This is a genomic window from Levilactobacillus brevis ATCC 14869 = DSM 20054 (genome assembly GCF_001433855.1).
Classification (GTDB): Bacteria; Bacillota; Bacilli; order Lactobacillales; family Lactobacillaceae; genus Levilactobacillus; species Levilactobacillus brevis.
Genome location: NZ_AZCP01000004.1, coordinates 361,339 through 387,145 on the forward strand (window position 1 = coordinate 361,339; position 25,807 = coordinate 387,145).

The window sequence follows — 25,807 nt, forward strand, 5'->3', positions numbered from 1 at the left end:
ATACTGGAGTTCTGGAAATGGCTCCGGAATTAGCAGTTGAAAATAAAACTGATTTGGGTAAGGCTTACACACCTGGTGTGGCGACTATCTCAAAGGCGATTGAAAAGGACCCTAGTTTAAAAGACCAACTCACCTTGAGTGGTAAGTTGGTCGCAGTTGTAACAGATGGCTCGGCAGTTTTAGGGTTAGGGAATATTGGCCCCGCCGGCGGATTACCCGTTGTTGAAGGGAAATCATTGCTATACAAGGATTTGGCCGGCGTTGATGCATTACCGATTGCCATTAAACAAGTGCCAATTGATGAATTTGTTCAGACCGTTCAGAACACGTCATTATCTTTTGCCGGTATTCATTTGGAAGATATTGCCGCACCGCGTTGCTTTGAAATTGAGGATAAGTTACGCCAGACGTTGGATATTCCGGTTTACCATGACGATCAAGAAGGAACCGCAATTGTGGTACTTGCGGGGCTGCTGAATGCGGCTAAAGTTGTGGGCAAGAACTTGGCCGATCTCAAGGTCGTCTTAAATGGTGTAGGGGCGTCGGGTGTAGCGACGGCAAAGCTGTTACACGGTGTCGGTGTTCAACACATCACGTTGGTTGATATTGATGGGGTGGTTAAGCCAGATTCAACGACCTATAACACGTATCAAACGACATTGGCGAAAGAAATTGGTTTAAGTGTTACGGGCAACAGCTTAGACGATGTGATTGATGATCAGGACGTCTTCATCGGTTTATCTGATGCTGATGTTTTGACGGGCGCTCAAGTTGAACGCATGGCTGATCAACCAATTATTTTTGCCTTGGCCAATCCCAAACCAGAAATTGATCCAGCAGTCGCTCACGCAGCCCATGCTGGGGTTGTAGCTACTGGCTCAGGCCAATATCCTAACCAAGTCAATAATATCCTAGTGTTCCCAGGGCTGTTCAAGGGATTACTTCTAAGCGGGCTAAAATCAGTAGACCTAGCGGTTGAAGAAGTTGTTGCACGAGCTTTGGCACAAATGATCACTGCTCCAACACCAGAAAAAATTATTCCAGGTGTGTTTGATGATGGGGTTGTTGAAACTGTCACACAAGCATTACTTAATTCTAAAAAATAGGGTTTTTCGAAAAGGAAGTAAATATCATGGATGTATTCCTCACCTCGATTCAAAGCGTGTTAGCAATTGTGATTATGATTGCCGTTGGGTATTATGGTCAACTTCGTGGTTGGTTCGATGAAAAGTTTTCGGGTTCACTTTCTAAATTAATCATGCGGATCGCCTTACCTGCTTCAATTTTTATGGCAATGATGAAGTATTTCAATCCGTCCAACCTGGCGAATTTATCGGCAGGCGTTATTTACACGATTATCTCGATTCTTGTGGGTTACGTTGTTGCTTGGATCGCTGTCCGTGCCTTTAAAGTACCACATGGGCGTCGTGGTTTAATGATGACAGCAATTAATGGGGCCAATACCGTATTTATTGGGATGCCCTTGAACGTGGCTTTGTTTGGGGAAGTTTCGGTTCCTTATTTACTGACGTATTACATCGTCAACACAGTTATTATTTGGACATTAGGTGTTTGGGTTATCGCCGGTGATGATCCAACGATTGACCGTGAAGGTGGCAATAAGGCGAAATTTGATTGGCATCACCTAATTCCAGCGCCACTATGGGGGTTCATTGTGGCATTGCCATTTATCTATATCCCTGGGTTAGAAAATGGTCTTATGAAATTGACCTTTGCGACGACGGCCTTGTCAGATATTGGTGCGTTGGTAACGCCCTTGTCTTTAATCTATATCGGGATTATGCTCCGTCGCTTTGGCATTTTGAATATGCGGTTCGATGGTAATGTTATTTGGACGTTATTGGGTCGCTTTGCCATTTCACCCATTATCATGGCAATCATCGTATTCTGTGGTTTCCATATTGGTATTCACATGAACAGTGTTTTCCAACAAACTTTGATCATTCAGGCTGCTACACCATCGTTGGCTGTATTACCTATCTTGGCGAATACGTACCATGGTGATGTAAAGTTTGCGACAAACATTGTTGTATCGACCTCGGTCTTGTTTATTATCGTTGTTCCAATTATCATGGTCTTACAAAACCTGTAGATCATGCTACAAGTGAAGGGGGAGCAGTACTATCAATAATGACGTTCAATCTTTAAATTTAAATGATCGAGTAGTTTTTGATGATTGGCAAGCCTTTCTGGAATCACTAGGTATCAGCAATTTTCAGCCGAATGAATTGGCTCAAATTGATCATACACTCGGAATTTATAATGATCAGCATCAGTTAGTTGCGACAGGGTCGGTTGCGGGCAATGTTCTTAAATATGTGGGTGTCTGCAATAAAGAATCGGCGCAAGGTAGTCACTTTAATACGATCATATCTGCATTGATGAATCTATTAGCTGAGCGGGAAATCTTCCATGTTTTTGTTTTTACTAAAAACAAGTACTCGGCGAGCTTTCAGCATGTTGGTTTTAAGGAATTAGCACATACGGATTTAGGCGCGGTTTTAGAAACGGGAGATACAGACGTTGCGGACTACGTTGCGCGAATTCCACAGGCCGTTGATCAGGCGCAGCAACGGGTTGCGGGAATCGTCATGAACGCAAATCCCTTTACGTTAGGTCATCGATATTTAGTGGAACAGGCCGCTAAGGAAAATGATCGGGTTTATGTATTTGTTGTTCAAGACAACGTTTCTTTATTTACAACAGATGAACGCCGTCAACTGGTTCAACAGGGGACACGAGATTTAAGTAATGTGACGGTGGTCAGTGGTGGTCAATATATGGTCAGTTATGTCACATTTCCAGCTTACTTTTTACCCACACCGAATGAGGCAATTCGCTACCAAACAACGATAGATGCTCGGATATTTAAGAACCAGATTGCGCCGCGATTAAATATTCAAACGCGTTATTTGGGGAGTGAACCCTTTTCACGGACAACCGGAATTTATAATCAAGTGCTCCGAAAAGAACTACCGCCAGAAATTATGGTTAAGGTGATTGATCGCAAACGGGTGGGGCAACAAGTTATTACCGCAACGCAGGTTCGTCAAGCAATTGCGGCCGATAAACTTGAAACAGTGCAGTCGTTTTTGCCCGCGACAACGCTAACATTTATTCAGCAACACAAGCGAACATTACAGTCGAGAATTCAGGAAGGAATGACGATTAATGGAAATTAAAAAGACAGCCATTGCCGGTACATTGGAATCTTCTGATATTCAATTGACGATTTCAGCCGCGACAAATGGTATTAGCATTGATTTACAATCGGATGTTAAGAAGGTTTTTGGCGACCAAATCGAGGGAGTTATCAAACAAACACTCAGCGATATGGGAATTGCGGCAGCTAAGGTAAAAGCAGTTGATAAGGGTGCACTGGACTGTGTGATTAAGGCCCGGACGATTGCTGCTGTCCAACGTGCAACGGAAACAACGGAACAACCAGCATGGGAGGTGCTCTAATGGCTGAAAGTGAAGAACGGTTACGACGCACAATGATGTTTGTGCCGGGGAATAACCCAGCTATGGTTAAGGATGCAGGCATCTATGGTGCTGACTCTATTATGTTTGACCTAGAAGATGCAGTATCATTACCCGAAAAGGATGCAGCGCGTGTTTTGGTCTATGAAGCCTTGCAATCACAAGACTATGGTGAAGCAGAGCTGGTTGTTCGAGTGAACGGTCAGGATACGCCCTTCTACGATAATGATGTGAAGGCCATGGTCAAGGCTGGAATTGATGTGATTCGGTTGCCTAAAGCCGAGTCAGCAGCAATGGTCGAAAAGCTTGATCAAGATGTGGCCGCTGCTGAAAAAGAATTTGGTCGTGAAGCAGGGTCGATCCATATCATGGCAGCCATCGAAAGTGCGAAGGGTGTTTTACAGGCACCAGCGATTGCGGCTGCTTCGGATCGGATGATTGGGGTAGCGTTGTCTGCAGAAGATTATACGACTGATATGAAGACACACCGTTATCCAGACGGACAAGAACTTCTGTTTGCTCGTAATATGGTTTTACATGCAGCTCGTGCAGCGGGCATAGCGGCATTTGATACGGTCTTTACAAATATGGATGATACCGAAGGATTCTACCGTGAAACGGCCTATATTCATCAATTAGGCTTTGACGGTAAGTCATTGGTCAATCCACGGCAAATTGCCATGGTCAATAAGGTCTACGAACCAACAGAAGCCGAAATCAGCAATGCCAAGAATGTGATTAATGCCATTCAAGAGGCCAAATTAAAAGGTTCTGGTGTTATTTCCATGAATGGTCAAATGGTTGACCGGCCAGTTGTGTTACGTGCACAACGAGTTATGAAGCTAGCCAAGGCGTCCAACTTAGTCGATGAGGAGGGAAACTACATTGAAAAATAATGTTGATCGAGAATTACCAACGGATTTATTACAACAGATGAACTACCAGCCGTTTGCTACGACTGAAATCGGTCATCCCGAAGTTCAACGTGTAGCGCCTAAAGTTCGGGTTACCACTGGTGATGACAAGGTAGTTGACTCAATTAAAAAAGTTGTAGCGGCTACGTTAAAAGACGGTATGACGATTTCCTTTCACCACCATTTTCGTAACGGAGACTTCGTTTTTAATGAAGTAATGCGGGTGATCATTGATGCTGGTTTCAAGAACCTAACGTTGGCGCCATCCTCTTTAACCGGGGTCATGAATGATATTGTTATTGAAGCCATTAAAGCAGGAACGATTACAAATATCACCAGTTCAGGGATGCGGGGCTCATTAGGTGACTTTGTTTCTCATGGTGGCCTAGAAAATCCAGTGATCTTCCGTTCTCATGGTAACCGAGCACGGGCCATTGAGCATGGAGACATTAAGATTGATGTTGCGTTCTTGGGTGTACCTAGCGCAGATAAATTGGGGAATGCCAATGGGATGGAAGGCGATGCCGTCTTTGGTTCACTAGGTTATGCCCTGATGGACGCTCAGTATGCAGATAAGGTTGTTTTGCTGACAGATAATATTGTGGACTATCCCAATACGCCAGCGTCAATTAAACAAACCCAAGTAGATTATGTTATTAAAGTTGATAAAGTTGGTGACCCAGACAAGATTGGTTCGGGGGCTACCCGTTTTACCAAAGATCCTAAGGAATTAAAGATTGCTGAAACGGTCAACAACGTTATTACGCATTCACCGTACTTCAAGGATGGTTTCTCATTCCAAACGGGTTCAGGTGGTGCGGCCTTAGCCGTAACCCGCTATCTACGTCAGTCGATGATTGATAATCAAATCAAGGCCTCATTTGCCTTGGGTGGTATCACTAAGCCAACGACCGATCTCTTAAATGAAGGACTAGTTCAGAAAGTTATGGACGTTCAAGACTTTGATAAGGGTGCAGCAGATTCAATGCATACCAACCGTAATCAACAAGAGATTGATGCGTCTTGGTATGCTGATCCAGATAATAAGGGGGCCATGGTTGACCAGCTTGACGTTGTCATTTTGAGTGCATTAGAGATTGATACAAAGTTTAATGTCAATGTTATGACGGGATCTGATGGGGTCATCCGTGGGGCCATTGGTGGTCACCAAGATGCAGCAACAGGGAAATTAACGATCATTTCAGCACCATTAGTCCGCGGTCGGATTGCTACCGTTGTCCCAGACGTAACAACGGTGGTAACACCAGGCGACTCGGTGGACGTCTTGGTAACGGAATATGGTATTGCGATTAATCCTAAGCGACAAGATTTGCGGCAAGCTTTGAGTCACATTCCAGGAGTGCCAGTTTATGACATTGCTGATTTACAAAAGATGGCGGAAAAGCGTGTTGGGACACCGAAACCACTTGAATTTACTGATCGGACAGTTGCCTTGATTGAGTATCGTGATGGGACTATTATTGATACAGTCAAACAAGTAAAAGATTAAGTAAAATGATTTGAACGGGTTAGTCCTGTTAGATCAATAAGAAGGAGCAAGGAGTCTGGGACCGTTGTCTCAGACTCCTTGTTGTTAAACTGGTTGTAAGGAGGCCTCTCGATGATGGCACATAGTATTTTTGAAACAGGTTCACCGGTCGACATTGCTATGGTGTTGGCAAACCGGGATCGGCGTGTGGCAGTCCAGCAACGAATCTTAGAACAGACACCAGATGAAACTCTGATTGTAACGAAGCTAAATGTTCCAGGACCAATTAAGAACAATGCGGCGTTGCAGCAGCTATTTACGATGGGCGTAAGTCGATTTCGGTCGGTATTGACCCAAGTGAATCTTGCGGTGATACCAATTACGGAATGGCATGAATTAACGGGAAATGAGTTGTTTTGGCGGTCATCGGCTACCAGTGCCGCCGTTAAGCGTGCAGCAGTGACATTTGAAGATACGGATGTGTTGGGACGAATTTTTGACGTGGATATTCTAACTGGTAATCCGGCCAAAGCGATTTCACGAACTGCCTTGGGATTTCCAGTACGGCGTTGCTTTGTCTGTCAACGGCCAGCCAAAGAATGTGCCCGGTCACGACGTCATTCGGTTGCTGAATTACAAGCCTATTTTGACCGATTGTATCAGCAAGTTAGCCACTAATGGAGGAGAAGTCCGTGATAAATGAACAAACCCAAACGCCACTGGTTAGAAATGCGATCCGTGCCTTATTGTATGAAGTGACGGTCACACCTAAGCCGGGACTTGTTGATCCAGCTAGTCAGGGGCCTCATCCAGATATGACGGCGTTTACCTTTATCAACAGTGCCTTAAGTTTACAGCCTTACTTTAGTCAATGTGAGCAGGTCGGTCGCCAGTTTGAGACGGCAGATTTAACTCAGCTGTTTCACCAACTACGTCCACTAGGGGTTGTGGCAGAGCGGGAGATGTTTACCGCAACAGCTGGTGTGAATACGCACAAGGGAGCAGTCTTTTCTTTGGGAATCTTGGTCGCGGCTAGTGCCTATCAGGTGGCTCACCCGACAAAAGACTTACGCAAGATTGTACAGGAAATGCTGATGGGATTGATGGCACGTGACTTTGACGGATTGGCAACGAAAGACCCGACAATGTTAACGGCGGGAGAACGAATGTACTTACAATATGGTATTAAAGGAATTCGGGGTGAAGCAGAGGCCGGGTACCCTACGGTCTTTCGTTGGGCTTTACCAGCATTGCGTCAGAGTACAGGGACACTGAATCAGCGGTTATTGGATACTTTGCTGACTATTGTGGCGAATTCAATAGATACAAACTTAGTGAAGCGAGCCGGCAACAGTGAGGTAGTTGACTGGGCCCATACCGAAGCGCATACGTATTTAGCGCTTGGTGGTAGTCAGACAGCGGCTGGGTGGCAGAAACTCGTTGAACTGAATCAGGTCTTTGACCAACGGCATTTAAGCTTGGGGGGATCGGCAGATCTTTTGATCTTGACAATCTTTTTAGGTCTACAAGAAGGTACCATAACTGCGCCATAAAAAGAGTGATTGGCATGAAAACATGTCAGTCACTCTTTTTATTCTTAAAATAAACGAATGAGAATAACGCCACCTACTAAACACAATAGGCCTAGAAACTGAACTGGCATCGTAGGATTTCGCTTAGCTCCAAGTAACCCAAATTGGTCAATCAATAGGCCACCAGTTAACTGCCCGAGTAAAGCAAACACTACTGTTTGGCCGGTGCCGAGAATCGGTGCCAGGTAAGTGTTACCTAAAACAAAGATACCGCCCAATAAACCACCTAGCCAAATCCACCACGGTTTTCCGTGACCGATGGCATTGGCAATATGACTGAGATTGCGATCAACGACGAAGACAATCACCAATAATGTCATAGCACCAATTAAAAACGAGATGAATGATGCGTGAACTGCCGAATGTAAAACGACACCTAAATGGCCGTTAATCGTCGTTTGCACAGCACCTAAGGCACCACCGACAATTCCTAACAATCGCCATGGCCAGGGATTGCCACTGGTCGTCGTGGTAGTTTGATGTTGTAAGATATCTGGTAAGGCAACAGTCACTAGGATACCAATCAACACTAGAATGACCCCGATGAACCGGGCTGGTGTGAGAGATTGTTGGGTAGCCGTTAGCCAACCAAACGTATCAATTAGGAGTCCCATTAAGACTTGACCTAAAATTGGCATAATGGCAGTTTGCACGGCGCCAATATGGGGAAAGAGGAGGATGTTGGTCGTTAAGAAGATGACGCCAAGGAACCCACCGATCCACAACCACCATGGCTCTTGAGCTAGTAGCTGGGACGAGACACCAAGCGATTGATGTGAGGCGAGGGTTACCAAGGCGAGAAAGAGCGTTCCAATGGTGAATGAGACAAATGAAGCCTGATAGGGCGAGCCAATAAAGGCCCGCAAACGTGAATTAATGGCGGTCTGGCAAGAGATGATGCCACCAATAATAATACCGATGGTTACGGGAAGCATAAGAAAATCCTCCTCTGAGTAAAAATAAAAGGTCGGCGGTTGGAAATACCGGCTCCCTTTCAGTATAACCTATTTATCGGCATGCAAAGCTAATGTGTCAATTCGTTTAAAGAAGGCATCATGATCCACAGTAGTCACTAAGGTTACGGGCCGACCAGTCGGTGTTTCAAATGTTCGCCCACGACCAGGGCCTTCAGTTAAAACATCACTGGTGACGCGTTTAGTTGTGACGATTTCGGGAAACTCGCTGGCAACAGTCGTTAGCACATCCCATAAGAAGTAAGTAGAGTTCGTCTCAAAGTGTTGTAGAGCGGGCACCAAGGCATAACCTTGGCCAATAAAGTCAATTGCAGGATGCTGGCGTAATGTTGCCCAGTGCTGGCGAATGGCCGGGGTCAATGGGACTTGACGAGTACTTTCAAGTCCAACCATTTGGATAGTGAGGTCACTATCCCAGACGGTCTTAACGGCCTGCGGGTCCCAATAAGCATTCCACTCAGTAGTCCCGTCTTGTTCAGGTTCGGCAACATTGCCACGACCATCAAAGGTACCACCCATCCAGTATAGTTGTTCAATTTTGGCCGTAATTGACGGGTCTGCCTGCAAGGCTCGTGCGAGATCAGTTAAAGGGCCTGTCATGACCAAAGTAGTTTTCTCCGAGGTAGTCTGGAGTTTGTCAACGAGATCTAAATGTGCCGGCTTGGGCGCAACGGGCGTAACAACGGTTCCCGACTCATTTAGAATCGGCAGGGCATCTAAGCTAAAGGCATCTAGCCGCCATTCTTTCGGGAATGGGTGAACGCCGCGAGAGTCAGAGGCGGCGACCTCTAGGTGAGTATCGTGACCGAAACGATCGATGACTTTACGGGTAGCTGCTAGGGCTGGCTCTAGATAGGAATCGGCGCCAACCACACCAACGCCAGTTAAATGGACATCTGGCATTTGTAACAGCAGTAGTAGTGATACTAAATCGTCGACACTTCCGTCATGATTAAAATACACGTTACGCATCTGAAATCGCTCCCTTTATTTACGAACATTATTGTTTTAATATCATATTATAGTTCACATAATAGCAAAAGCATCAATAGTTTGCAAGTAAAGTCGATGACGGATTTAGTTAGGGTTAAGGAAGCGCGTGTATACTGGGTTCTAAGTTGATTAATAGGAATCAATAGAGAGGATGACGGATCTATGCAACCAGCCCGTAAAGAACCCAAACGCTGGCTAGTGCTGCTACTAGCCGGAATCATTCTGTTTGTCGGTGGCGGTGGGACCGGCTATATGTTGGGACAACAACAAGCAAAGTCGGCCCAAACGACACAGATGAAAAATGGCCCCAAAAATATGAAGGGGCAACCATCAGGAAAACCGAGTGGGATGCCTAAACAAAATAGCAGTAGTAATTAACGAACAATAGCCATTGCTTGTTGGATTATAAAACGTGTATCATCGGGACTGTCGTAAAGCTCCGGTGATACACGTCTTTTAGTTTGATGTGGTGATGGTGGCAAGTGAAACGGTAGCACTTTCGGGGTATAAATTCATGCGTTGTGCGCGGTATGACCAATCACCGTGGGCGAACTTGGTCCGATCGACATCGAAGACAATCTGGTTGGTTTGGCGATTGACTTCAACAAATTCACTACGCTTGCCATTGTCAGCATAGCCAAAGCCAATGAGCGTATTGCCTTTGCCCACAGCGTAGCTACTCCCGACAATATTCGTAAAGTTCCGTTTGCCGAGCGTTTTGCCAAAGCTCCACGTCTTTTTAACGGTCTTATGGAGTTGGTTAATCGTGACAATTTCCCCTGCTGACCATTGCTTAGATTGCTTGGTTTTTCCGCGGGTAACAGGGACATTGTTATCGTAGTACTCCAGTTTAATTGTAGCGCCCTGATGTTGTGATTGATGAATCAGGTTGACGGCGTGTTGACCGCCACTATAACGGAACTGTTTACTTTGAGGATTCAACAAGTAGTGTTGATAGGATGCCGGTAATTTTTGTGGTGCAGCCAGAATCCATTGTAATTTGGTGGTCTTGTAGTTGATAGCGAAAATCATATCCTGATTGCGTCCAGAAACGATGAGTTCACCCCGTTTTTTATCATAAACCATTGAATTCTGGTGGAACCAGTCAATTTTTCCGTCAGGACGATGGGTGCCAGTATACGTGGTGTAAGCTGAACGGGGGAGAATGCGCTTGAAATCAATTACTTTGACAATCTTGCCGGTCTTATAATTAATTTCAATCATGGTATCTTCAACGTACTTATTACTACCATCATCGACGGTTAGCAAGAGGTTATGATTGGGCAATTCAATGGCATCGTGATGAATGACGGTGTTAGTCGCTAATTTATACGGTTCTTTACGAGTGGGGAAGAGACCACTGAAGTTATATTGCCGGTAGACACGACCGTAAAAGTCGGTTTCTCGCAGGGCGTTGTACTTATGCTCATCGGGTGAAATTTTGGTGAGAATTAACAAGTGGTGATTGCTGAGCTGCTTAAAAATGTGGGAAATTTTATTGGTACTGTACCATCGGATCTTTCCCCGTGCATCTAGTCCATACGTGTAGCCCTGGCTGGACACGGCAAAGGTTAATTTAGTATGGCCGGTTCCCAAAGCCATTTGTTGAGGGTTACTGGTTTTTAGCGTATTTTTACCAATGCCCTTCGGTATGTGCCCGGTTTTTAATCGGTAGGTGGTACGCGAGGTTTGCCCGTCTTTTTGGGTAAAGGTCAGCGTGACACGGTTGGTTCGATTGGCATATAGGCCTAAGACCCCCACCGAATGGGCTGTTTTGTAGCCGGATAGCTTTTTGGTGATGGTCGTCGCTGGTCGGTCACCATGGACGGTCAAGGTGACCCGAGTTTTGGCGGCGGTTTTAACCAAGATTAACCCAGACAGGGGAGACGTTTGGTAAGGATTAACAATCACTTTGGCGTGCTGCGGTCCGGTTGGGAGCTGGTGAAGCTCGCGCCGGTAGGTCGTGGTTAGGTGATTAGTTGCCGTTGTATTTTTAGTCGATAGAGCCGGTCGTAAATTTAGTTTGATTTGAGATAAACGTAAAATATCTGTCTTTTGATACTGCTGGTGAACGAGTAGATAGCGGCGAATCTTGTGACGCTCATGATAAGCTGCAGCACCACCAACAATGATCAGAATAAGCAAGACGCCTAGACTGATTTTCCAAAACTTTTTCATGTTATGGATAACTCCTTTAAATAATTAATGCTGGTATTCGTTGATAGATTCCTGCTTAGTTTAGCAAGTATTTTGATAGGTAACAAGTCGTAGGCGAGAAGTGACAGTCGAGAGTGGGTCTTTGATCTGAAAAATTGTATACTAAAAGGGTAAAAAGCTTAGCTTTAGGGAGGGTTAACCAATGACACAAAGTTTTATCGTAGACGAAGCATTTTGGCAACTGTTTCCAGAGGTTGAAATTGCCTTTTTGACAGCCCAAGACATTGATAATCATGCTAAGGGGCAAGTTCCCACAGATTTGCTGACGACGGCCAATCACGTTGCCGCAACTAAGTGGGTGCCGAATGATCCGATTAGTCAAAACACAGTTGTCCAGGACTGGCGACAGGCTTTCCAACAGTTTAAAACCAAAAAGGGTGCGCGCTGTGCGGTCGAGAATCTGTTGAAACGGGCCAAAAATGGCAAAGGGGTTGGCACCATTAATCCAGTCGTGGATGTTTATAACTCGGTCTCGCTTGAGTGGGCCTTTCCAGTGGCTGCTGAAGATATGGATCAAATCAAAGGCGATATCCATTTGACGGTTGCTCAGGGTGGGGAACGTTTTCGTCCCATCGGGGAGGACGACGTGGAGACGGCTCTGTCAGGAGAAGTCATCTACCGCGATGCTTATGATGTCATCTCTCGATGCTGGGCTTGGCGGGATAGTGCCAGAGTTGAGGCTACCGAAGCCACGCAGAATCTGTTATTCTATATGGAGAATGTTAATCCACAACGCCACGCTGACCATGTGGCGGCAACCGCTGCTTTACAAACCCGGCTGCACGATTATTTGGGGATAAGCACAACGTTACACGTCGTGACCCATGATCAGCCTAGTGTGGCGTTTAAGGATTAGCTGATTATTTGAGGGGGAATAAAGATGACATCACAAGATCGAATTGATCTAAAGGCCGGTGCCAAACGGCAGATTTTAGATAACTATAAATTTTATGTCTTATTATCTATTCTATGGATGGCACTATGGTGGATTGGCGATACCATGTATACCCGTAATATGAATATTATTTCGCAGATCAATGCGGGGAGCGCTGGTTTTTCGTTGAGCGGCCTCTTCTCATTTGCGGGATTATTTATGATCGTGGCGGCTATGCTGCGGGCTGGATCGCAGCTAACTATGATTGATATTGACCGGGGAAGCACGCAAATGGACAATCCCATTCAGCGGAGCTTTACGCTGTTTGACAAGGGCCAATATTTCTTAGGTTGGCTATTTATTAGTATTTTGGTTGCGATTCTGACGTTCCTCTGGTCCCTTTTACTAGTAGTGCCCGGAATCATTAAGGCGTATTCTTACTCACAGGCCTTTTACATTTACCGCGATGCTTATGACCGTGGTGAATCAATGACGGCATTACAAGCAATTACTCAATCTCGGGAAATGATGAACGGCTACAAGAGTTTCTTGTTTATTATGGACTTGAGCTTTCTGCTTTGGGGCCTGCTGGTAGTTGTAACATTTGGCCTAGCGGGACTGTTTGTTCTGCCGTACTATGATTTAGCACGAGCGAAGTTTTATAACCAATTGGGTTGGCGACAAACTGAAACACAGTCGGCAGCATCGACTGACGATGATCGTTAAACTAACAGTGGACTGGGCCTAGGCTCAGTCTTTTTTTACTTAAAATTGATTGGACTGGACCAAAAAAATCCGAAAGGGGGTTGTCAAATCGAGTGTACTAGGTATAATAGTACAGATAGAACACGTAGCCAAACACCAAGGGGTGAACACACATGCAAGTCAATGATCAGTCTGGATTACCATATTACGAGCAATTGATTTTGCACGTCAAACAGCAAATTGTTCAGGGGATTTTACAACCGGGTGATCGGCTACCCTCGGTGCGCGATATGGCGCGACAAGAACAATTGAATCCCAATACTGTGAGCAAAGCATATAAGCAATTAGAAGCACAACAGGTGATCACAACGGTTCACGGTAAAGGAACCTACGTCCGAGAAACGGCCGTGGCTGCTGGAGATTCGGCACAAGTTGTGGCTACCAAAAAGCAGCTATTCACATTACTAACGGAGCTTCGTTATTTAGGCGTTCCGTTGGACGAAGTTGTTAAATGGATTAAAGAGGCTTATCAGGGGGTAGAACAATGACGCTACAAGTAAAGGCACTCAGTAAGGCCATCAACCACCAACAGATTATTGAAGACATCAGTTTTGATTGGGCGCCGGGTGAGATCATCGGTCTGGTCGGGCGTAATGGTGTGGGTAAGACCACCTTATTTCGAACACTAACCAATCAATACGTTGCGGAGCAAGGGCAGGTACTGATTGATGGACAGAGCACGACTCGACACCCACTACAGCAGCGGCAGTTGTTCTTCTTAGATGGGCAATATAATTTTTTAAGTAATTATCGATTGTGGGAAATTCCCGAATTTTTCCGGCTGGTTTATGCCCAGTTCGATCAACAACGTTATCAAGACTTACTGGTTCAATTCGAATTGGATCGGAACAGCCAATACCGACGGTTGTCTAAAGGTATGCGTGCGTTGGTTAACCTCATCTTGGCATTAACCTCAAATGCGACGTATATTATTTTGGATGAACCCTTTGATGGCCTAGATGTAATTGTCAGAGAAAATATTGCCACGATGGTGATCGATGAGGTCGCTGACCAACAAAAGGGCTTTTTGATTTCATCGCATGATCTAAATGAACTAGATGGCTTAAGTGATCGCGTACTTTTGTTAAAGGACAGTCGATTAGTTCAAGATTACCATTTGGAAGAGATTCGCGAGACGGCTAAAAAATTACAATTGGTTTTCAATGACAAAACGATTCCGGCGGTGCTCAAAGAACATAGTCAACTTATCCGTGTGTCTGGTCGGGTATTAGTGGTGGTCATTACTCATTACACACCAGAGATAGACCAGCAATTACGGGCATTGAATCCGGTCTTGTTAGAGGAATTACCGTTGACATTGGAAGACCTGTTCCGGGCTAATTTAGCCCACGACACGGGTTATCAGTTAATGAAATAGGAGGGTTAGCAGATGCATAATCAATTGGATCGATTGATTTGGCGCCGTCATCGACGATTATTCTTGGCATTAGGCGCATTGGCACTTTTTGCTAATGTCGTGATGGTGATCATTGCTCTAAGTTCACGACAAACTGCCGGCGCCCATCAATTAGTAGGCGCAAGTATTCATCATTGGGCAACCTATAAGGGTGACTACTTTACAGCTTATTCCTACTGGCTAATCTTCGTTTATTGGTTAGCGGGATTGCTGCTAATGAATCAGGACTTGAAGGATAACTTTAACCAGTTCCTATTTACCAGTGGTTTTTCACGTCAGCGGGTTTATTGGACAAAGCTCCGCCAATCTTTAGTCGTCCTATTAGGAATTTCAATCGTTACGATTGCCGTGCAGTACAGCTTGTATTGGTTAATGAAGCCTCACGGTGTTAGCTTTACACTAGCTTGGCCGGGATTACTAACCTCATGGATTAGTGGACTGGCTGTGGCAACGGGGTTGTTTGCGATTTGTTGGTTTGCGGCGTTAATTATTGGGCAAACCGGGGCGTTGATCGTGACGGTTACCGGCTTTACCTTGTCACTTATGAGTGTAGGAGCGATTAGCCAACCAATCTTAACTAACCGACCATTTTCCTTATCAGGTAGTCAATTAACTTGGTTAGTAATTGGTGTTTGGCTGATTGCGGCGATTATTTTATTTGTATGGGGAGCAGTACTTTATCAACACCTGTCATTGGAACACAATGGAGAATATCTCATGGTGCCCCGGTTGAAACGACCGGTGTATCTTGTCTTTGTGATTTATGTGACCGGAATATTTTCGTGGGGCGACACGAGTTGGATGGCAGATGTTGTGACCTTTTTAATCACGGTTATCTTTGGATATGCCTGGTTGTGGCGTCCACGTATCGGGGAACGGTTGCATCAGTGGCGCGCACGGCATGATGGCTAAAGAGTCAAGTTTGATGGTTATCGGGTAGAAGAAACACTTGGGGTAGTTGGATGAATCGTTGGGGGATGATTCATCTGTATTGAAAAGCTGTTGGATGAAAAACATCCAGCAGCTTTTTTGTGGTCTTATTTATCAGCTTTGAAGTATAGGTAACCAACATATAGGGTGAAAAGGTCGAGTGTTTGGTGGGGGTCCAACTGAAAGATCTGCTGCAATCGGTCAAGGCGATAGCTCAAGGTATTACGATGGATATGTAAGGCCGCGGCCGTTTGCAAGACGTTGGTGTTGAGTCGGACGAACATGCCTAAAGTCTTAATTAATTCGCGGCCATTTGCGGTACTGGCTAACTTCTGAAAGCGTTGTTGTAGGTCGGTAACGTGCAGATGACCATCTAGTAATGCTTGAATGAAGGCGATTTGCGAGTAGTGAATAAAATCAGGGCGCTGAAAGATTTGGCTGATGCGTAAGGTCTGTCGGGCCTGTCGCACAGAGTTACCAACGTTACGATCAAATAAGCCAATGCCCAATCGGTGCTGTCCCGTTTGGCAATAGGCCGTGAATCGCGCAATGGTTGCCGGTAAGGCTGTTAAGACAATTAAAGTAGTCGTATCAAGGTCGAACTGAAAATCGGTCGCATCCAATAGTCCAATGGGTAAAGTCTGTTTGGGTAAGACAATGGCTGTACGGGGTTTGAGGATATCAATTCCCAACTGTTGCGCTTCCAGTAACAAGTTTGTATTCGTGTCAATCTGCTGGGTGACCTGTGACCAGTGATATAGGAATCGATTCAACGTTGTTTCGTATTGCTTTTTCTGAAGGTTGTGCTGATTTTGATCGAGCAATAGCTCGGTGGCTACCCGTAGCAGAGAGGCTAACGGCGTGACTTTTTCAGGGTCACCAGTGATACCAATAACGCCAATAATTTGGTCGTTAAAAACAATTGGCATATTCACACCAGGTTGGCCGTGATCGCCGTAAGAATCGTGCATCGGTAATGTTGTTTGTTGATTAATGGCCGCCACGGCGCCGACATGCAAGGTATTTAACCGCTGGGGGTCACCACTAGCAATGATATAGCCTTGGTCGTCCATCATATTGACGTTATAGGGGATCTGCGTCATCATTTTATTCACAATATCTTGCGCGAGTTTAGGGTCTAGTTTCATCGGGCACCGGTCCTTTGTTCAAAATGGTAGCGTAAAAAGAGAAAATCTTTGATCAATTATTATCATAAGCGTTTGACCGAAAAAATACAGGGAGAATTTTCCAAAAAATAGCGCTAATTTTTGGGCAGATTGCCGATTGTACCAATTTGAAAAGTCGATTAAAGTTAAAGACATAGTTACATTGCTCAATTAGTAACAAATAATTAGTTCGGTAAGTGACTAAATTGTGAGCTAGAAAAGCGACTGGTTTACGTCTAGCGAGATAATTGATAAAAAAGTAAGGAGTGTCGTACGATGGCAGTATCTGTAAGTTGGATTGGGGCATTGTTGGGGTTAGCATTAGCCATTGGTTTAATTCTCAAAAAACTTAATCCGGTTTATGCGCTATTATTGGGAACGATTGTTGGGGCGTTAATTGGTGGTGCTAACTTGACACAGACCGTTAACATCGTGGTTGCTGGGTCGCAGAGTGTTATGGGAACAGTGATTCGGGTGCTAGCGGCCGGTGTTTTTGCTGGTGTTATGATGGAGTCTGGCGCAGCTAATGCAATAGCTCGGGGAATCGTCGATCGATTTGGTGAGAGTTTAGCAATTCTCTCGTTAGCGTTGGCGACGATGATTATTACAGCCGTGGGGGTGTTTATTCCCGTAGCCGTACTGATCGTAGCGCCAATTGCACTGGAGGTAGGCAGTCGGATGCGAATTTCAAAATTAGCCTTATTAGTGGCTTTATCTGGTGGGGGCAAGGCAGGCAATATTATTTCGCCGAATCCCAATACGATTGCGGCGGCTCACGGCTTCAATATAGAGCTTAGTCAACTCATGGTTGCTGACTTTGTACCGGCGATATTTGGTTTGATCGCGAGCGTATTACTAGCCACATTATTGCGGCATCATGGTGCGATTGCCACCATGGCTGATGTTGCGGCTAATCAAAAACAACAAGCAGCCAGTGATGTGTCCGTATTACCGTCATTAAAAGCAGCAATTGTGGCACCAGTGCTGGCGATTGTCTTACTGCTACTGAACCCAATTGGTCATATTCTTCACATTGCTTTACTTGAGAAGTTTGAAGTGGACGCGATGTATATTCTGCCATTAGCTGGATTGGTGGGTATGTTAGCCATGCACCAAGGTAAGCAGGTCTTAGCTTATACGAAGGCTGGGATGGCCCGAATGACAGACGTAGTTTTGATTCTGATTGGGGCTGGTGCCATTGGGGGCTTAATCACGACTTCCACCTTGCCAAGTGTTATTGTCTATTTAATCAAGATTTCAGGAATTTCAGGAACTTTCTTAGCACCGATTGCCGGAATTCTAATGGCGGCAGCAACGGCTTCAACCTCTACTGGGGTTATTTTAGCTACTGGGTCATTCGGCAAAGCTATTTTGGCCTTTGGAACCGCGCCCTTAGCCGCAGCGGTTATGGTGCATACGGGGGCAACCGTTATTGATCACCTGCCCCAAGGAAATTATTTTCACGTAACTGCCAATGCCATGAACATGACGTTAAAGGAGCGGATGCAGTCTGTTCCGTATGAAACCATGGTTGGGTTAACCATGACCGTTGTCGGGGTCCTCATGTATGCTGTACTGTAAAGGAGATCTATCATGAAATTTGTTATTGCGCCAGATTCATTTAAAGGAAGTTTAACGGCACAGGAGGCGGCTCAAGCAATTGCCACAGGCTTGCGGCGAGTCTTCCCTAATGCGACTTATGAACTTGTGCCAATGGCCGATGGTGGTGAGGGAACGGTGCAATCATTAGTTGACGCCACGCAGGGTGACTTTCGCCAAGCGGTCGTGCTCAACCCGTTAGGTCAACCCGTGACGGCAACCTATGGGTTGTTGGGCGATCATCAAACGGCTGTGATTGAAATGGCAGCCGCCAGCGGTATCCAGTTCATCAATGACCAGACGAAAAATCCTTTGATAACAACAACCTATGGAACAGGGCAATTGATGTTGGATGCGATAACGCATGGTGCTAAGGAATTGATTATTGGGATTGGTGGTAGTGCCACAACCGATGGCGGGCAAGGGATGGCGGAAGCTTTAGGGGTTCGCTTCTTGAATCAACAGGGACAGCCCATTCAACGTGGCGGTGGTGGATTAGCCGAACTTGCGACGATCGATATGTCTCAAGTTGATCCATTGGTTAAGCAGGTACATGTGCGGATTGCCTCGGATGTGACCAATCCGTTGGTCGGACCACAGGGGTCAGCTGCTGTTTTTGGTCCACAGAAGGGTGCCACACCAGAAATGGTTGCGACATTGGACCGGAATTTACAACACTATGCGACGATTATTCAAGAAACTCTGGGCGTAGATTTAGCCGATTATCCGGGTGCCGGAGCCGCTGGGGGTCTGGGCGCTGGACTTCTAGCTTTTACGCAATCGTCGATGGAAAAGGGCATTGAGATTGTCGTTCGCGAAACCCACTTAAAAGAACGGGCGGTTCAGGCCGACTATGTGTTCACCGGTGAAGGGGCAATTGATTTCCAAACCCAGTATGGGAAGACGCCTATGGGAACTGCCCAAGCTGTTAAGGCTGTCAGTCCACAGGCTAAAGTCATTGGACTAGCCGGCAATGTTGGAACGGGAATTGACCAACTGTATGGTTTAGGGATTGACGCAGTTTTTGGTATCTTACCCGGAGTGGTACCGTTAACGACGGCAATGGCGACTGGTGCAGAGAATTTAACGCGTACGGCAGAAAATATTGCCCGGTTGTTGTCAGTACATGATTAGCCTGATCTCAAGGCACACACGTCAATTTTAAACGGATAGAAGCCTAACCACACGGTGTTGCGGTTAGGCTTTTTGGTTGGTTTGATCGGAAATTTATTGCAGGGGTCTTGGTTGGGTAGCGTTAAGGCGGGCAACGCAGTATGATAAAAATAAGAAACGATGGTACTGTCAACCAGTTTTGATGGTGACCATTTAGAGGAGTGAAGATAATGGAACTTTTAGCGTCAAGCGCAACGCTAATTGTGGTTGCAACCCTGAGTATTGTCATTAATCGGCAATTCTTATCCCGGGTATCGGTTAACTATGTCAGCATGTTATTGGGTGGCTTGTTGGCGGCAATTCCAGTGTTAAATGGATTAGTCACTAAATTTGATTCGGACATATTTATTGGTTTAATTGTGGCCCCTTTACTGTTTTTTGAGGGGCAGAGTACCAGAATGAATCGTGTCGGGCGTAATTTTCGTCAGATTATCAGTCTGACGATTGTGATGGTCGTTCTATGTGCGGTGGTTGCAGGATTTGGGGCGGCCTGGATGGGAACGCTGGGACTACCATTGGCGTTTATCCTAGCGGCCATTAGTACGCCAACTGATGCAACGGCCACGGAGTCGGTAACAATGGGATTGGTGTTACCAGAACGTGAAGCGTTGTCGCTTAAGCTGGAATCACTATTTAACGACGCTTCCGGGATTATTCTCTTGAATATGGCGATTCTCTGGTACGTTAATGGGTATATTAATTACGGTCAAACCCTAGTGGATTTTGGGTACTCTGCCTTAGGGGGAATTATTTGGGGAAGTGTCATCAGTGCGATCCTGATCTATATTCGACAACGTATGTTGCGGTCGCGACTGAACTTTTTGAATAATACGTATAACAACGGGACGCCCCTTAAAGTCATGTATTTATTAACGCCATATCTCATTTATTTTGTTGCTGAACGCCTCAATGTCTCGGGGATTATCGCGGTTGTCTTCGCCGGATTAGTCCATAATGCCGAAGGAGAACGCAGTGCGTTAGCTAATCCCAAGCTGGCTTACGATAACTTTAGTCTCCGTGATCTTATTAGCGATGTCCTTAACAGTGTGGTCTTCGTTGTTCTCGGAATCATGTTAGTTCGCACGGCGTTTGATAAATCCGTGACTTACCACGGCAGCTTGGTTTGGGTGGAGTTGGGTGTCATCCTCTATGTTGCCAATCTGCTGGTACGGTATTTATATAGTCATTGGGTTCAGCATCGTGATAACCGGTCAGCGTGGATTTTTGCTTTGGGCGGTATTCATGGTGCCGTTACATTTGCTTTAGCTTTTACGGTGGCCGCTACGCAGGTTAAAACACAGGACTTTAATTTAGTATTAATGTCGGAAAGTGTTTTGATTATTTTGAGTATGATTGTGCCAACGATTTTGTTTAAGTTTATTCTGCCTAAGACACCTACAGATCCGGCTTTTGACCGTAAAATCGCTAAGGTACGGGCCGAGATGATTCAAATTGGTATCCAGCGGATTCTGCGAATGGACGACCTCTCTGAGGAATTTCAAAAGGCAATTATTTTTGATTTGAGATCCCAAAACGGTCAGACAACGGTCAAACAGTTTATCGGTGAATGGCAACGGATGATTCGGCATGCCGAATATAGTGCGGCCCAGATGGATCAGCTAACCACCGCTTACCAATGGGTGTTTCATTCGGAACGGAATTATCTGATTGATTTATATTTTAACCAAAAAGTGATTTCAACCCGGTTATTCAACAGTCTCTATCGAGAGGTTGATACGGCTGAGATGATGGTGTTGGATTATAGTTTTCGCCAATAGATAATAGATCGAGTCAGGTTGTGAGGTATCGATTATTTAGACGTGAATCTCATTTAGAAATGACTGCGAACAAAAGGCACTGAACTGGCATTAGTCAGTTCGGTGCCTTTTAAGATAGGTGTCTTTCTTTGCTAATGACGGGGGTTATCGGGCCGTTGCAGAGTTGACTGTAAATACCACGCATACAGATGTTTGGCTGCTGACAGCTTTAGATAACGTAATTGAATCTCTTGATTATGATTACCATGCCGAACGTTAATGGTTAGGTGGGCGAGGTGGGTGCGTTTCATCCAAATGGATTGTCGTAAATGCAGGGACTGGATTTTGGTGACTGGGATAAAGTAACGGTCACGCGTCCACCAGTGGCCGGTCTGCACCGCTAATAAATCTGAGGTAATGAGACCGCCTGCCGTATTAGTTGCTGAAAAGTACCCCTGTAGTGCCGCCAGCAATAAGATGGGCAAGCTAATCCATGCCCAAGTTGGCAACCAATAGCTCAATAAACCAAGCGGTATTGCGACAATTAGCAGGGCATTTCGGATTTGATAGCGTCTGCGAGGGACGGTCAAAGCCGTTAAGGAAGGCAACGTGGTAGGAAGCCACGTGATAAAGGGATGTAAGGTGGCCATGGCTTGATCGGCTTGAATAACTGGCATGATCACGAGATCGTTGTCATCTTCATCACCAGCAGCCTTAGAAGCAATCAGAACCTGAACGGTCTGAAGGTGTAGCCATTGACGCAATAGATTTTGTTTAAACCGGACCGCTTGAATACGGTTGAGTGGAGCACTGACGGTGTTGCGTTGAAAGAATCCTCGCGCCGTTTCTAATTGATCGGCCTGACGCGTGAGTTCGAAGTGATAGTACCGTTGTAATGTCCAAATGAAGGCACCGAGCCAAGCAATCACAATGAGAGCGACAATGGCGCTCACCAACAGAACTCGGGCTAAGTGGGTGGCATCAGTGACTAGCGCTGTTGTCATAGATTTTGGTAGTTTGTTATATAGGCCGAGTAAGACCAACAAGAAGGGCACAAAAATCATAGAGGTTAGCCCAAATTTAACGAGGTCTTGTGGGTTAATACGATAGTAAGCTTGGACGGTGTCTGTCGCGACGGTGGTCTGGTCGGGGATGACCGCAGCTGATCCGGTAGTAGTTGTGGGTTTAGTTTGGCGATAGCGGGCAATTAAATGGGCCGCGGTCGTTGGAACGGCAGCTAGGCGTGCTTCGGGCGTATGGTCTTCGTGACTAGCAGTTTCAATCAATAGTTCCTCTAACTGGAATGGTCGCAAGTAAAACCACTGTTTACGCTGGACGGTCTGAATCCGGGAATAAGGAATATGTTCATGGTGCCGCACCAAAATACCGGAATGAATGATAATGGCTGTTGGTGTGATTTGATAGGTTAAGGTGGCCCAACGCAAAATGGGCCAGCCACAAAAGACCAGAATTAATAGTATCAGGCTAATGGTAAATCCAAGATGGCCAAGCCGTGCGGTAAGTAAGATGACCAGCAGGTACCAATAATCCTTTAGTGCCTGAGCAATTTGTTGCAGGACGCCTAATGGATGGGTGTGTTTAGGCTTGGTCATGGCGTGCCTCCTGGGCCAAACGCATGATTTGTTCACGAAGGCGCTCAGCATCCGCTAGTTCTAGCCCATCAATACTGTGACTGGTGGATGCAGTGGCAACCGTCACTTTAGTAAGATGCTGCCACTGTAACAACGGTCCAGCCGATAGTGTGACGTTTTGAACCCGTGCGATTGGAATGGCAATTCGTTCTTGAAAAATAAAACCGGCTTGCATATCAACGGCTAAATCTGAGATTTGATACCGTGTGAAGCGATAGCGATAGGGAATCAGTCCGAGCTCAATCCCCGGTTCAAGCAAAGTGAGCATTAAGCCACCGATGCTTAGCCACAGGGGCCAATTCCAAAAGTGATAAGCCAGCCAAAGGAGACCGCTGATGACCAGTAAAACTAATAAGTTGCCGAGGGCACTGTAGCCCCAGATTCGTTTGATTCGTGGTGGTAGATGGTGTGCAGTCGATTGGTTCATAAATTAGTAAGCCCCTCTCCGAATAGTCTTAGTCTACAGGTGAGCGGGAGAACTGACAACCCATCTTTGGCTTAGCGGTTCAAAATAAAAAAACTTAAAACCAGGCCCGCTAAGACGTCAAACGGTAAACTTACTAGCCAAACTGATAACCGCAATTGACGGATTTTTTAAGACCCCGTATAATAATCTGCAACAACCACATAGTCCTTTTAAATTAGTCCCGTGAGGCTAACAAGGGTCCGGTAGAATTCATTGATGAAATGAAGCTAGCGGCCTAAATCCTTGCGGAATTTGGCCGCTTTTTTTATGGCCGTCGGTTGAAATTAGAAACATGGAGGAATTTTTTACATGGCACAGATTTACGTAGCAAGTCCGTTTTTTAGTCCCGAACAGGTCGATCGCGTCAAGCGGTTAGAAGCGGCGTTGAGCGCTAATCCAACAGTAACTGATTTTTATTCACCACGCTTACATCAGGATGCCGAACACGAACAGTTCACTAAGCCGTGGGCCACAGAAATCTTCCATCGCGATATGGATCAAATTGCAGCAGCCGATGTTATTGTGACGGTACTGGACTTTGAAGCTAAGAACCTAGATTCCGGTACGGCATACGAATTAGGGGTGGCAACGATGAGTCACAAGCCAATTCTAGCTTTACAAGAAAAGGATGAAGCCGTTAACCTGATGATTACGGAAAGCTTGCACTGGTACACCAAGCAGGTCAAGGATTTTGAGACGTATGATTTTAAAACTCTGCCAGTCGGTGAGTTCGTTGGAGAAATTCTGTAATTAGATACTAGGCATAAAAGTGAAAGGTGAGGGCCGATGGCACAAGAAGTTAAGGTAGCTGCAACCGAAGAAACACAATCGTTTGGGCATGTTGAATCAATCCCGTTGGCCCATCGACGAATGTCCAATTGGGATTTGTTTGCCACTTGGATTGGGGCCAACGCGAACAATGGGACGTGGTACATTGGCGGCGTTATCGCGGCTTGTGGATTTCTCACGGCGTCGACAACGTTGATTATTGTGGGGCTGGTCTCGTATGCGCTATTGGCAGTTGCCAGTTATATGGGTTACCAAACGGGGGTTCCGGCGATGGCACTCACGCGGGCCTCATTTGGTTTACGGGGAAGCTTTATCCCATCGCTGATCAATGTCGTCCAATTTATCGGCTGGGCTGCGGTGAACACCTTTATTGCAGCCACCTCGATTAGCTATATCTTTGGTGAACTGTTTGGCTGGCCATTGTACGGTAAACCAGGCGGGACGTTTGGCCTGATTGTGGGGATTCTCATTATGAGTGCTTTGCATTTACTGAGCATTTCTTTGGGGGAACGGTCTGTTCGCTTGATTGAACGAATTGGGATTGTTTTGGTTGTCGTGTTTGTTCTATGGGAATCTGTCGTGGTTTTTCGGACCGTCTCATTTCATGCAATCTTAACCTGGCAACCGCCCCATCATTTGCGAATGTCATCAGGAGTCGCGGCGGATACTTTAGCGGCTTTCAATCTAGCATGGGTGACAGCAGCTTCTGATTTTAGCCGCTTTACGGCCAAAAAATCAGCGGCAACGACAGCCTCCTTTTTGGGCGCTAACTTAGGACTCTTCTGGTTTGCCTTTATTGGTCTATTTGCGACAATTGGCACGGCAGTTTCCCTGAACCATTTTGACCCTAATAACTCTGATCCGAGCACCGTGGCCGCTAAACTAGGCTTAGGGATCATTGCCTTACTGGTCATCGTGTTGACGAGTACGACGGCCAACGCCGTCAATCTGATGTCTGCCGGCTCAGCACTCACCAATATGACGCATCGGTTGTCGCTGAATGTTAGTTTGTGGTTGGTAACAATTGCTGCCACACTGGTAACCTTTATTCCCGTTTATTTGGCCAGTTTCTTAGATGTCTTTGAGACTTTTCTCGACGGGATTGGGATGTTCTTAGGGCCAGAAATTGCGATTTTCTTAGTGGATTATTTCTTCTTAAAAGGAAAACACTATCGCCTCGCAGAATTAACGAAGGTGCAGGGAGCGTACTGGTATACCCACGGCATCAATTGGATTGCCGTAGCCAGTTGGCTCTTAGGGGTTGCTGCATACTGGGGGTTAAAACAAGTACCAGCGATTGCAACCACCACGGGGGCCACATTCATCGCCATGGCTATCACGGCCGCCATTTACGGATGTGGGATGCGGCTTACCAAAGCACAACCGGTTACAGCTAAATAATGATAAAAGTAACGCCTCCAGTTAACCTTTGCGACTGGAGGCGTTTTTAATTAATCTACCTATAAAAGGCCGGGATATCCGAGTGGCTGAATGCCCAAATTAAGGGGAGCCGTGGTAGAATATGTAACAACAGAT

General features: G+C 45.8%; 25 protein-coding genes. 19 read left to right on the top strand and 6 right to left on the bottom strand.

All coding sequences use genetic code 11. The annotated features are described in order from the left end of the window. The first annotated feature begins 17 nt into the window (after positions 1 to 17). The 8 genes from FC61_RS09620 (at position 18) to FC61_RS09655 (ending at position 7,460) form a co-directional block, all read left to right on the top strand. A complete protein-coding gene (locus FC61_RS09620) occupies positions 18 to 1,106 on the top strand; it encodes an NAD(P)-dependent malic enzyme (RefSeq protein ID WP_225353921.1) in 1,089 nt (362 codons plus the stop codon). A gap of 26 nt (positions 1,107 to 1,132) precedes the next feature. Then, a complete protein-coding gene (locus tag FC61_RS09625; protein WP_021742161.1) occupies positions 1,133 to 2,113 on the top strand; it encodes an AEC family transporter in 981 nt (326 codons plus the stop codon). A 31-nt stretch (positions 2,114 to 2,144) separates the two neighbouring features. After that, a complete protein-coding gene (gene citC, locus FC61_RS09630) occupies positions 2,145 to 3,203 on the top strand; it encodes a [citrate (pro-3S)-lyase] ligase (RefSeq protein WP_035464815.1) in 1,059 nt (352 codons plus the stop codon). Beyond that, positions 3,193 to 3,486, top strand: coding sequence for a citrate lyase acyl carrier protein (gene citD, locus FC61_RS09635; protein ID WP_003593412.1), 294 nt, complete (start codon positions 3,193 to 3,195; stop codon positions 3,484 to 3,486). The genes citC and citD overlap by 11 nt, the downstream gene beginning before the upstream one ends. Continuing rightward, complete coding sequence (citE, locus tag FC61_RS09640; protein ID WP_003593414.1) at positions 3,486 to 4,400, top strand: citrate (pro-3S)-lyase subunit beta; 915 nt, start codon at positions 3,486 to 3,488, stop codon at positions 4,398 to 4,400. Before citD ends, citE begins: the two co-directional genes overlap by 1 nt. Then, complete coding sequence (citF, locus tag FC61_RS09645; RefSeq protein ID WP_003593416.1) at positions 4,390 to 5,928, top strand: citrate lyase subunit alpha; 1,539 nt, start codon at positions 4,390 to 4,392, stop codon at positions 5,926 to 5,928. The genes citE and citF overlap by 11 nt, the downstream gene beginning before the upstream one ends. A 111-nt stretch (positions 5,929 to 6,039) precedes the next feature. Further along, positions 6,040 to 6,585, top strand: coding sequence for a citrate lyase holo-[acyl-carrier protein] synthase (citX, locus tag FC61_RS09650; RefSeq protein WP_021742165.1), 546 nt, complete (start codon positions 6,040 to 6,042; stop codon positions 6,583 to 6,585). Beyond that, on the top strand, positions 6,585 to 7,460 hold the full coding sequence (locus FC61_RS09655) for a triphosphoribosyl-dephospho-CoA synthase (protein WP_021742166.1): 876 nt from the start codon (positions 6,585 to 6,587) through the stop codon (positions 7,458 to 7,460). The genes citX and FC61_RS09655 overlap by 1 nt, the downstream gene beginning before the upstream one ends. A gap of 44 nt (positions 7,461 to 7,504) precedes the next feature. Here FC61_RS09655 and FC61_RS09660 read toward each other — a convergent pair whose 3' ends face one another. Both FC61_RS09660 and FC61_RS09665 read right to left on the bottom strand, forming a co-directional pair. Beyond that, the gene (locus FC61_RS09660) at positions 7,505 to 8,434 is read right to left on the bottom strand and encodes a DMT family transporter (RefSeq protein WP_021742167.1); all 930 of its coding nucleotides are present in this window, start codon (positions 8,432 to 8,434) and stop codon (positions 7,505 to 7,507) included. 69 nt (positions 8,435 to 8,503) lie between these two features. Next, positions 8,504 to 9,445, bottom strand: a complete 942-nt coding sequence (locus FC61_RS09665) for a nucleoside hydrolase (protein WP_021742168.1) — start codon at positions 9,443 to 9,445, stop codon at positions 8,504 to 8,506. Positions 9,446 to 9,628: 183 nt separating this feature from the next. Between FC61_RS09665 and FC61_RS09670 the strand changes: the two genes are divergently transcribed. After that, on the top strand, positions 9,629 to 9,844 hold the full coding sequence (locus FC61_RS09670; protein ID WP_011667193.1) for a hypothetical protein: 216 nt from the start codon (positions 9,629 to 9,631) through the stop codon (positions 9,842 to 9,844). A 78-nt stretch (positions 9,845 to 9,922) separates the two neighbouring features. On the opposite strand, the gene FC61_RS09675 is transcribed toward FC61_RS09670, so the two are convergent. Next, on the bottom strand, positions 9,923 to 11,644 hold the full coding sequence (locus FC61_RS09675) for an aryl-sulfate sulfotransferase (RefSeq protein WP_021742169.1): 1,722 nt from the start codon (positions 11,642 to 11,644) through the stop codon (positions 9,923 to 9,925). Between the two features lie 181 nt (positions 11,645 to 11,825). Between FC61_RS09675 and FC61_RS09680 the strand changes: the two genes are divergently transcribed. From FC61_RS09680 to FC61_RS09700, 5 genes are all read left to right on the top strand, one after another. Continuing rightward, complete coding sequence (locus FC61_RS09680; protein ID WP_021742170.1) at positions 11,826 to 12,539, top strand: B3/B4 domain-containing protein; 714 nt, start codon at positions 11,826 to 11,828, stop codon at positions 12,537 to 12,539. Positions 12,540 to 12,563: 24 nt separating this feature from the next. Further along, the gene (locus FC61_RS09685) at positions 12,564 to 13,283 is read left to right on the top strand and encodes a DUF975 family protein (RefSeq protein ID WP_021742171.1); all 720 of its coding nucleotides are present in this window, start codon (positions 12,564 to 12,566) and stop codon (positions 13,281 to 13,283) included. A 152-nt stretch (positions 13,284 to 13,435) separates the two neighbouring features. After that, positions 13,436 to 13,810, top strand: coding sequence for a GntR family transcriptional regulator (locus FC61_RS09690; RefSeq protein WP_021742172.1), 375 nt, complete (start codon positions 13,436 to 13,438; stop codon positions 13,808 to 13,810). Next, on the top strand, positions 13,807 to 14,700 hold the full coding sequence (locus FC61_RS09695; protein WP_011667198.1) for an ATP-binding cassette domain-containing protein: 894 nt from the start codon (positions 13,807 to 13,809) through the stop codon (positions 14,698 to 14,700). The genes FC61_RS09690 and FC61_RS09695 overlap by 4 nt, the downstream gene beginning before the upstream one ends. Positions 14,701 to 14,712: 12 nt before the next feature. Then, a complete protein-coding gene (locus FC61_RS09700; RefSeq protein WP_021742173.1) occupies positions 14,713 to 15,651 on the top strand; it encodes an ABC transporter permease in 939 nt (312 codons plus the stop codon). A 125-nt stretch (positions 15,652 to 15,776) separates the two neighbouring features. Here the strand turns inward: FC61_RS09700 and FC61_RS09705 are convergent, their stop codons facing one another. Next, positions 15,777 to 16,817: a CdaR family transcriptional regulator gene (locus tag FC61_RS09705; protein WP_021742174.1), complete on the bottom strand. Its 1,041-nt coding sequence runs from the start codon at positions 16,815 to 16,817 to the stop codon at positions 15,777 to 15,779. Between the two features lie 294 nt (positions 16,818 to 17,111). Between FC61_RS09705 and FC61_RS09710 the strand changes: the two genes are divergently transcribed. From FC61_RS09710 to FC61_RS09720, 3 genes are all read left to right on the top strand, one after another. Beyond that, positions 17,112 to 18,416: a GntP family permease gene (locus FC61_RS09710; RefSeq protein ID WP_021742176.1), complete on the top strand. Its 1,305-nt coding sequence runs from the start codon at positions 17,112 to 17,114 to the stop codon at positions 18,414 to 18,416. Positions 18,417 to 18,428: 12 nt separating this feature from the next. Next, positions 18,429 to 19,568 carry a glycerate kinase family protein gene (locus tag FC61_RS09715; protein ID WP_021742177.1) on the top strand — a complete coding sequence of 380 codons (1,140 nt, stop codon included), beginning with the start codon at positions 18,429 to 18,431 and terminating at the stop codon, positions 19,566 to 19,568. A 209-nt stretch (positions 19,569 to 19,777) separates the two neighbouring features. After that, complete coding sequence (locus FC61_RS09720) at positions 19,778 to 21,385, top strand: cation:proton antiporter (RefSeq protein ID WP_021742178.1); 1,608 nt, start codon at positions 19,778 to 19,780, stop codon at positions 21,383 to 21,385. Positions 21,386 to 21,516: 131 nt separating this feature from the next. Here FC61_RS09720 and FC61_RS09725 read toward each other — a convergent pair whose 3' ends face one another. Together FC61_RS09725 and FC61_RS09730 are read right to left on the bottom strand one after the other, a co-directional pair. Beyond that, complete coding sequence (locus tag FC61_RS09725; RefSeq protein WP_021742179.1) at positions 21,517 to 22,977, bottom strand: PH domain-containing protein; 1,461 nt, start codon at positions 22,975 to 22,977, stop codon at positions 21,517 to 21,519. Continuing rightward, positions 22,964 to 23,443: a PH domain-containing protein gene (locus FC61_RS09730; protein ID WP_021742180.1), complete on the bottom strand. Its 480-nt coding sequence runs from the start codon at positions 23,441 to 23,443 to the stop codon at positions 22,964 to 22,966. The genes FC61_RS09725 and FC61_RS09730 overlap by 14 nt, the downstream gene beginning before the upstream one ends. A gap of 348 nt (positions 23,444 to 23,791) precedes the next feature. Here FC61_RS09730 and FC61_RS09735 point away from each other — a divergent pair, with 348 nt between their 5' ends. Beyond that, positions 23,792 to 24,232, top strand: coding sequence for a nucleoside 2-deoxyribosyltransferase (locus FC61_RS09735; protein WP_021742181.1), 441 nt, complete (start codon positions 23,792 to 23,794; stop codon positions 24,230 to 24,232). Positions 24,233 to 24,268: 36 nt separating this feature from the next. Next, positions 24,269 to 25,672, top strand: a complete 1,404-nt coding sequence (locus FC61_RS09740; protein ID WP_021742182.1) for a cytosine permease — start codon at positions 24,269 to 24,271, stop codon at positions 25,670 to 25,672. The last annotated feature ends 135 nt before the right edge of the window (positions 25,673 to 25,807 follow it).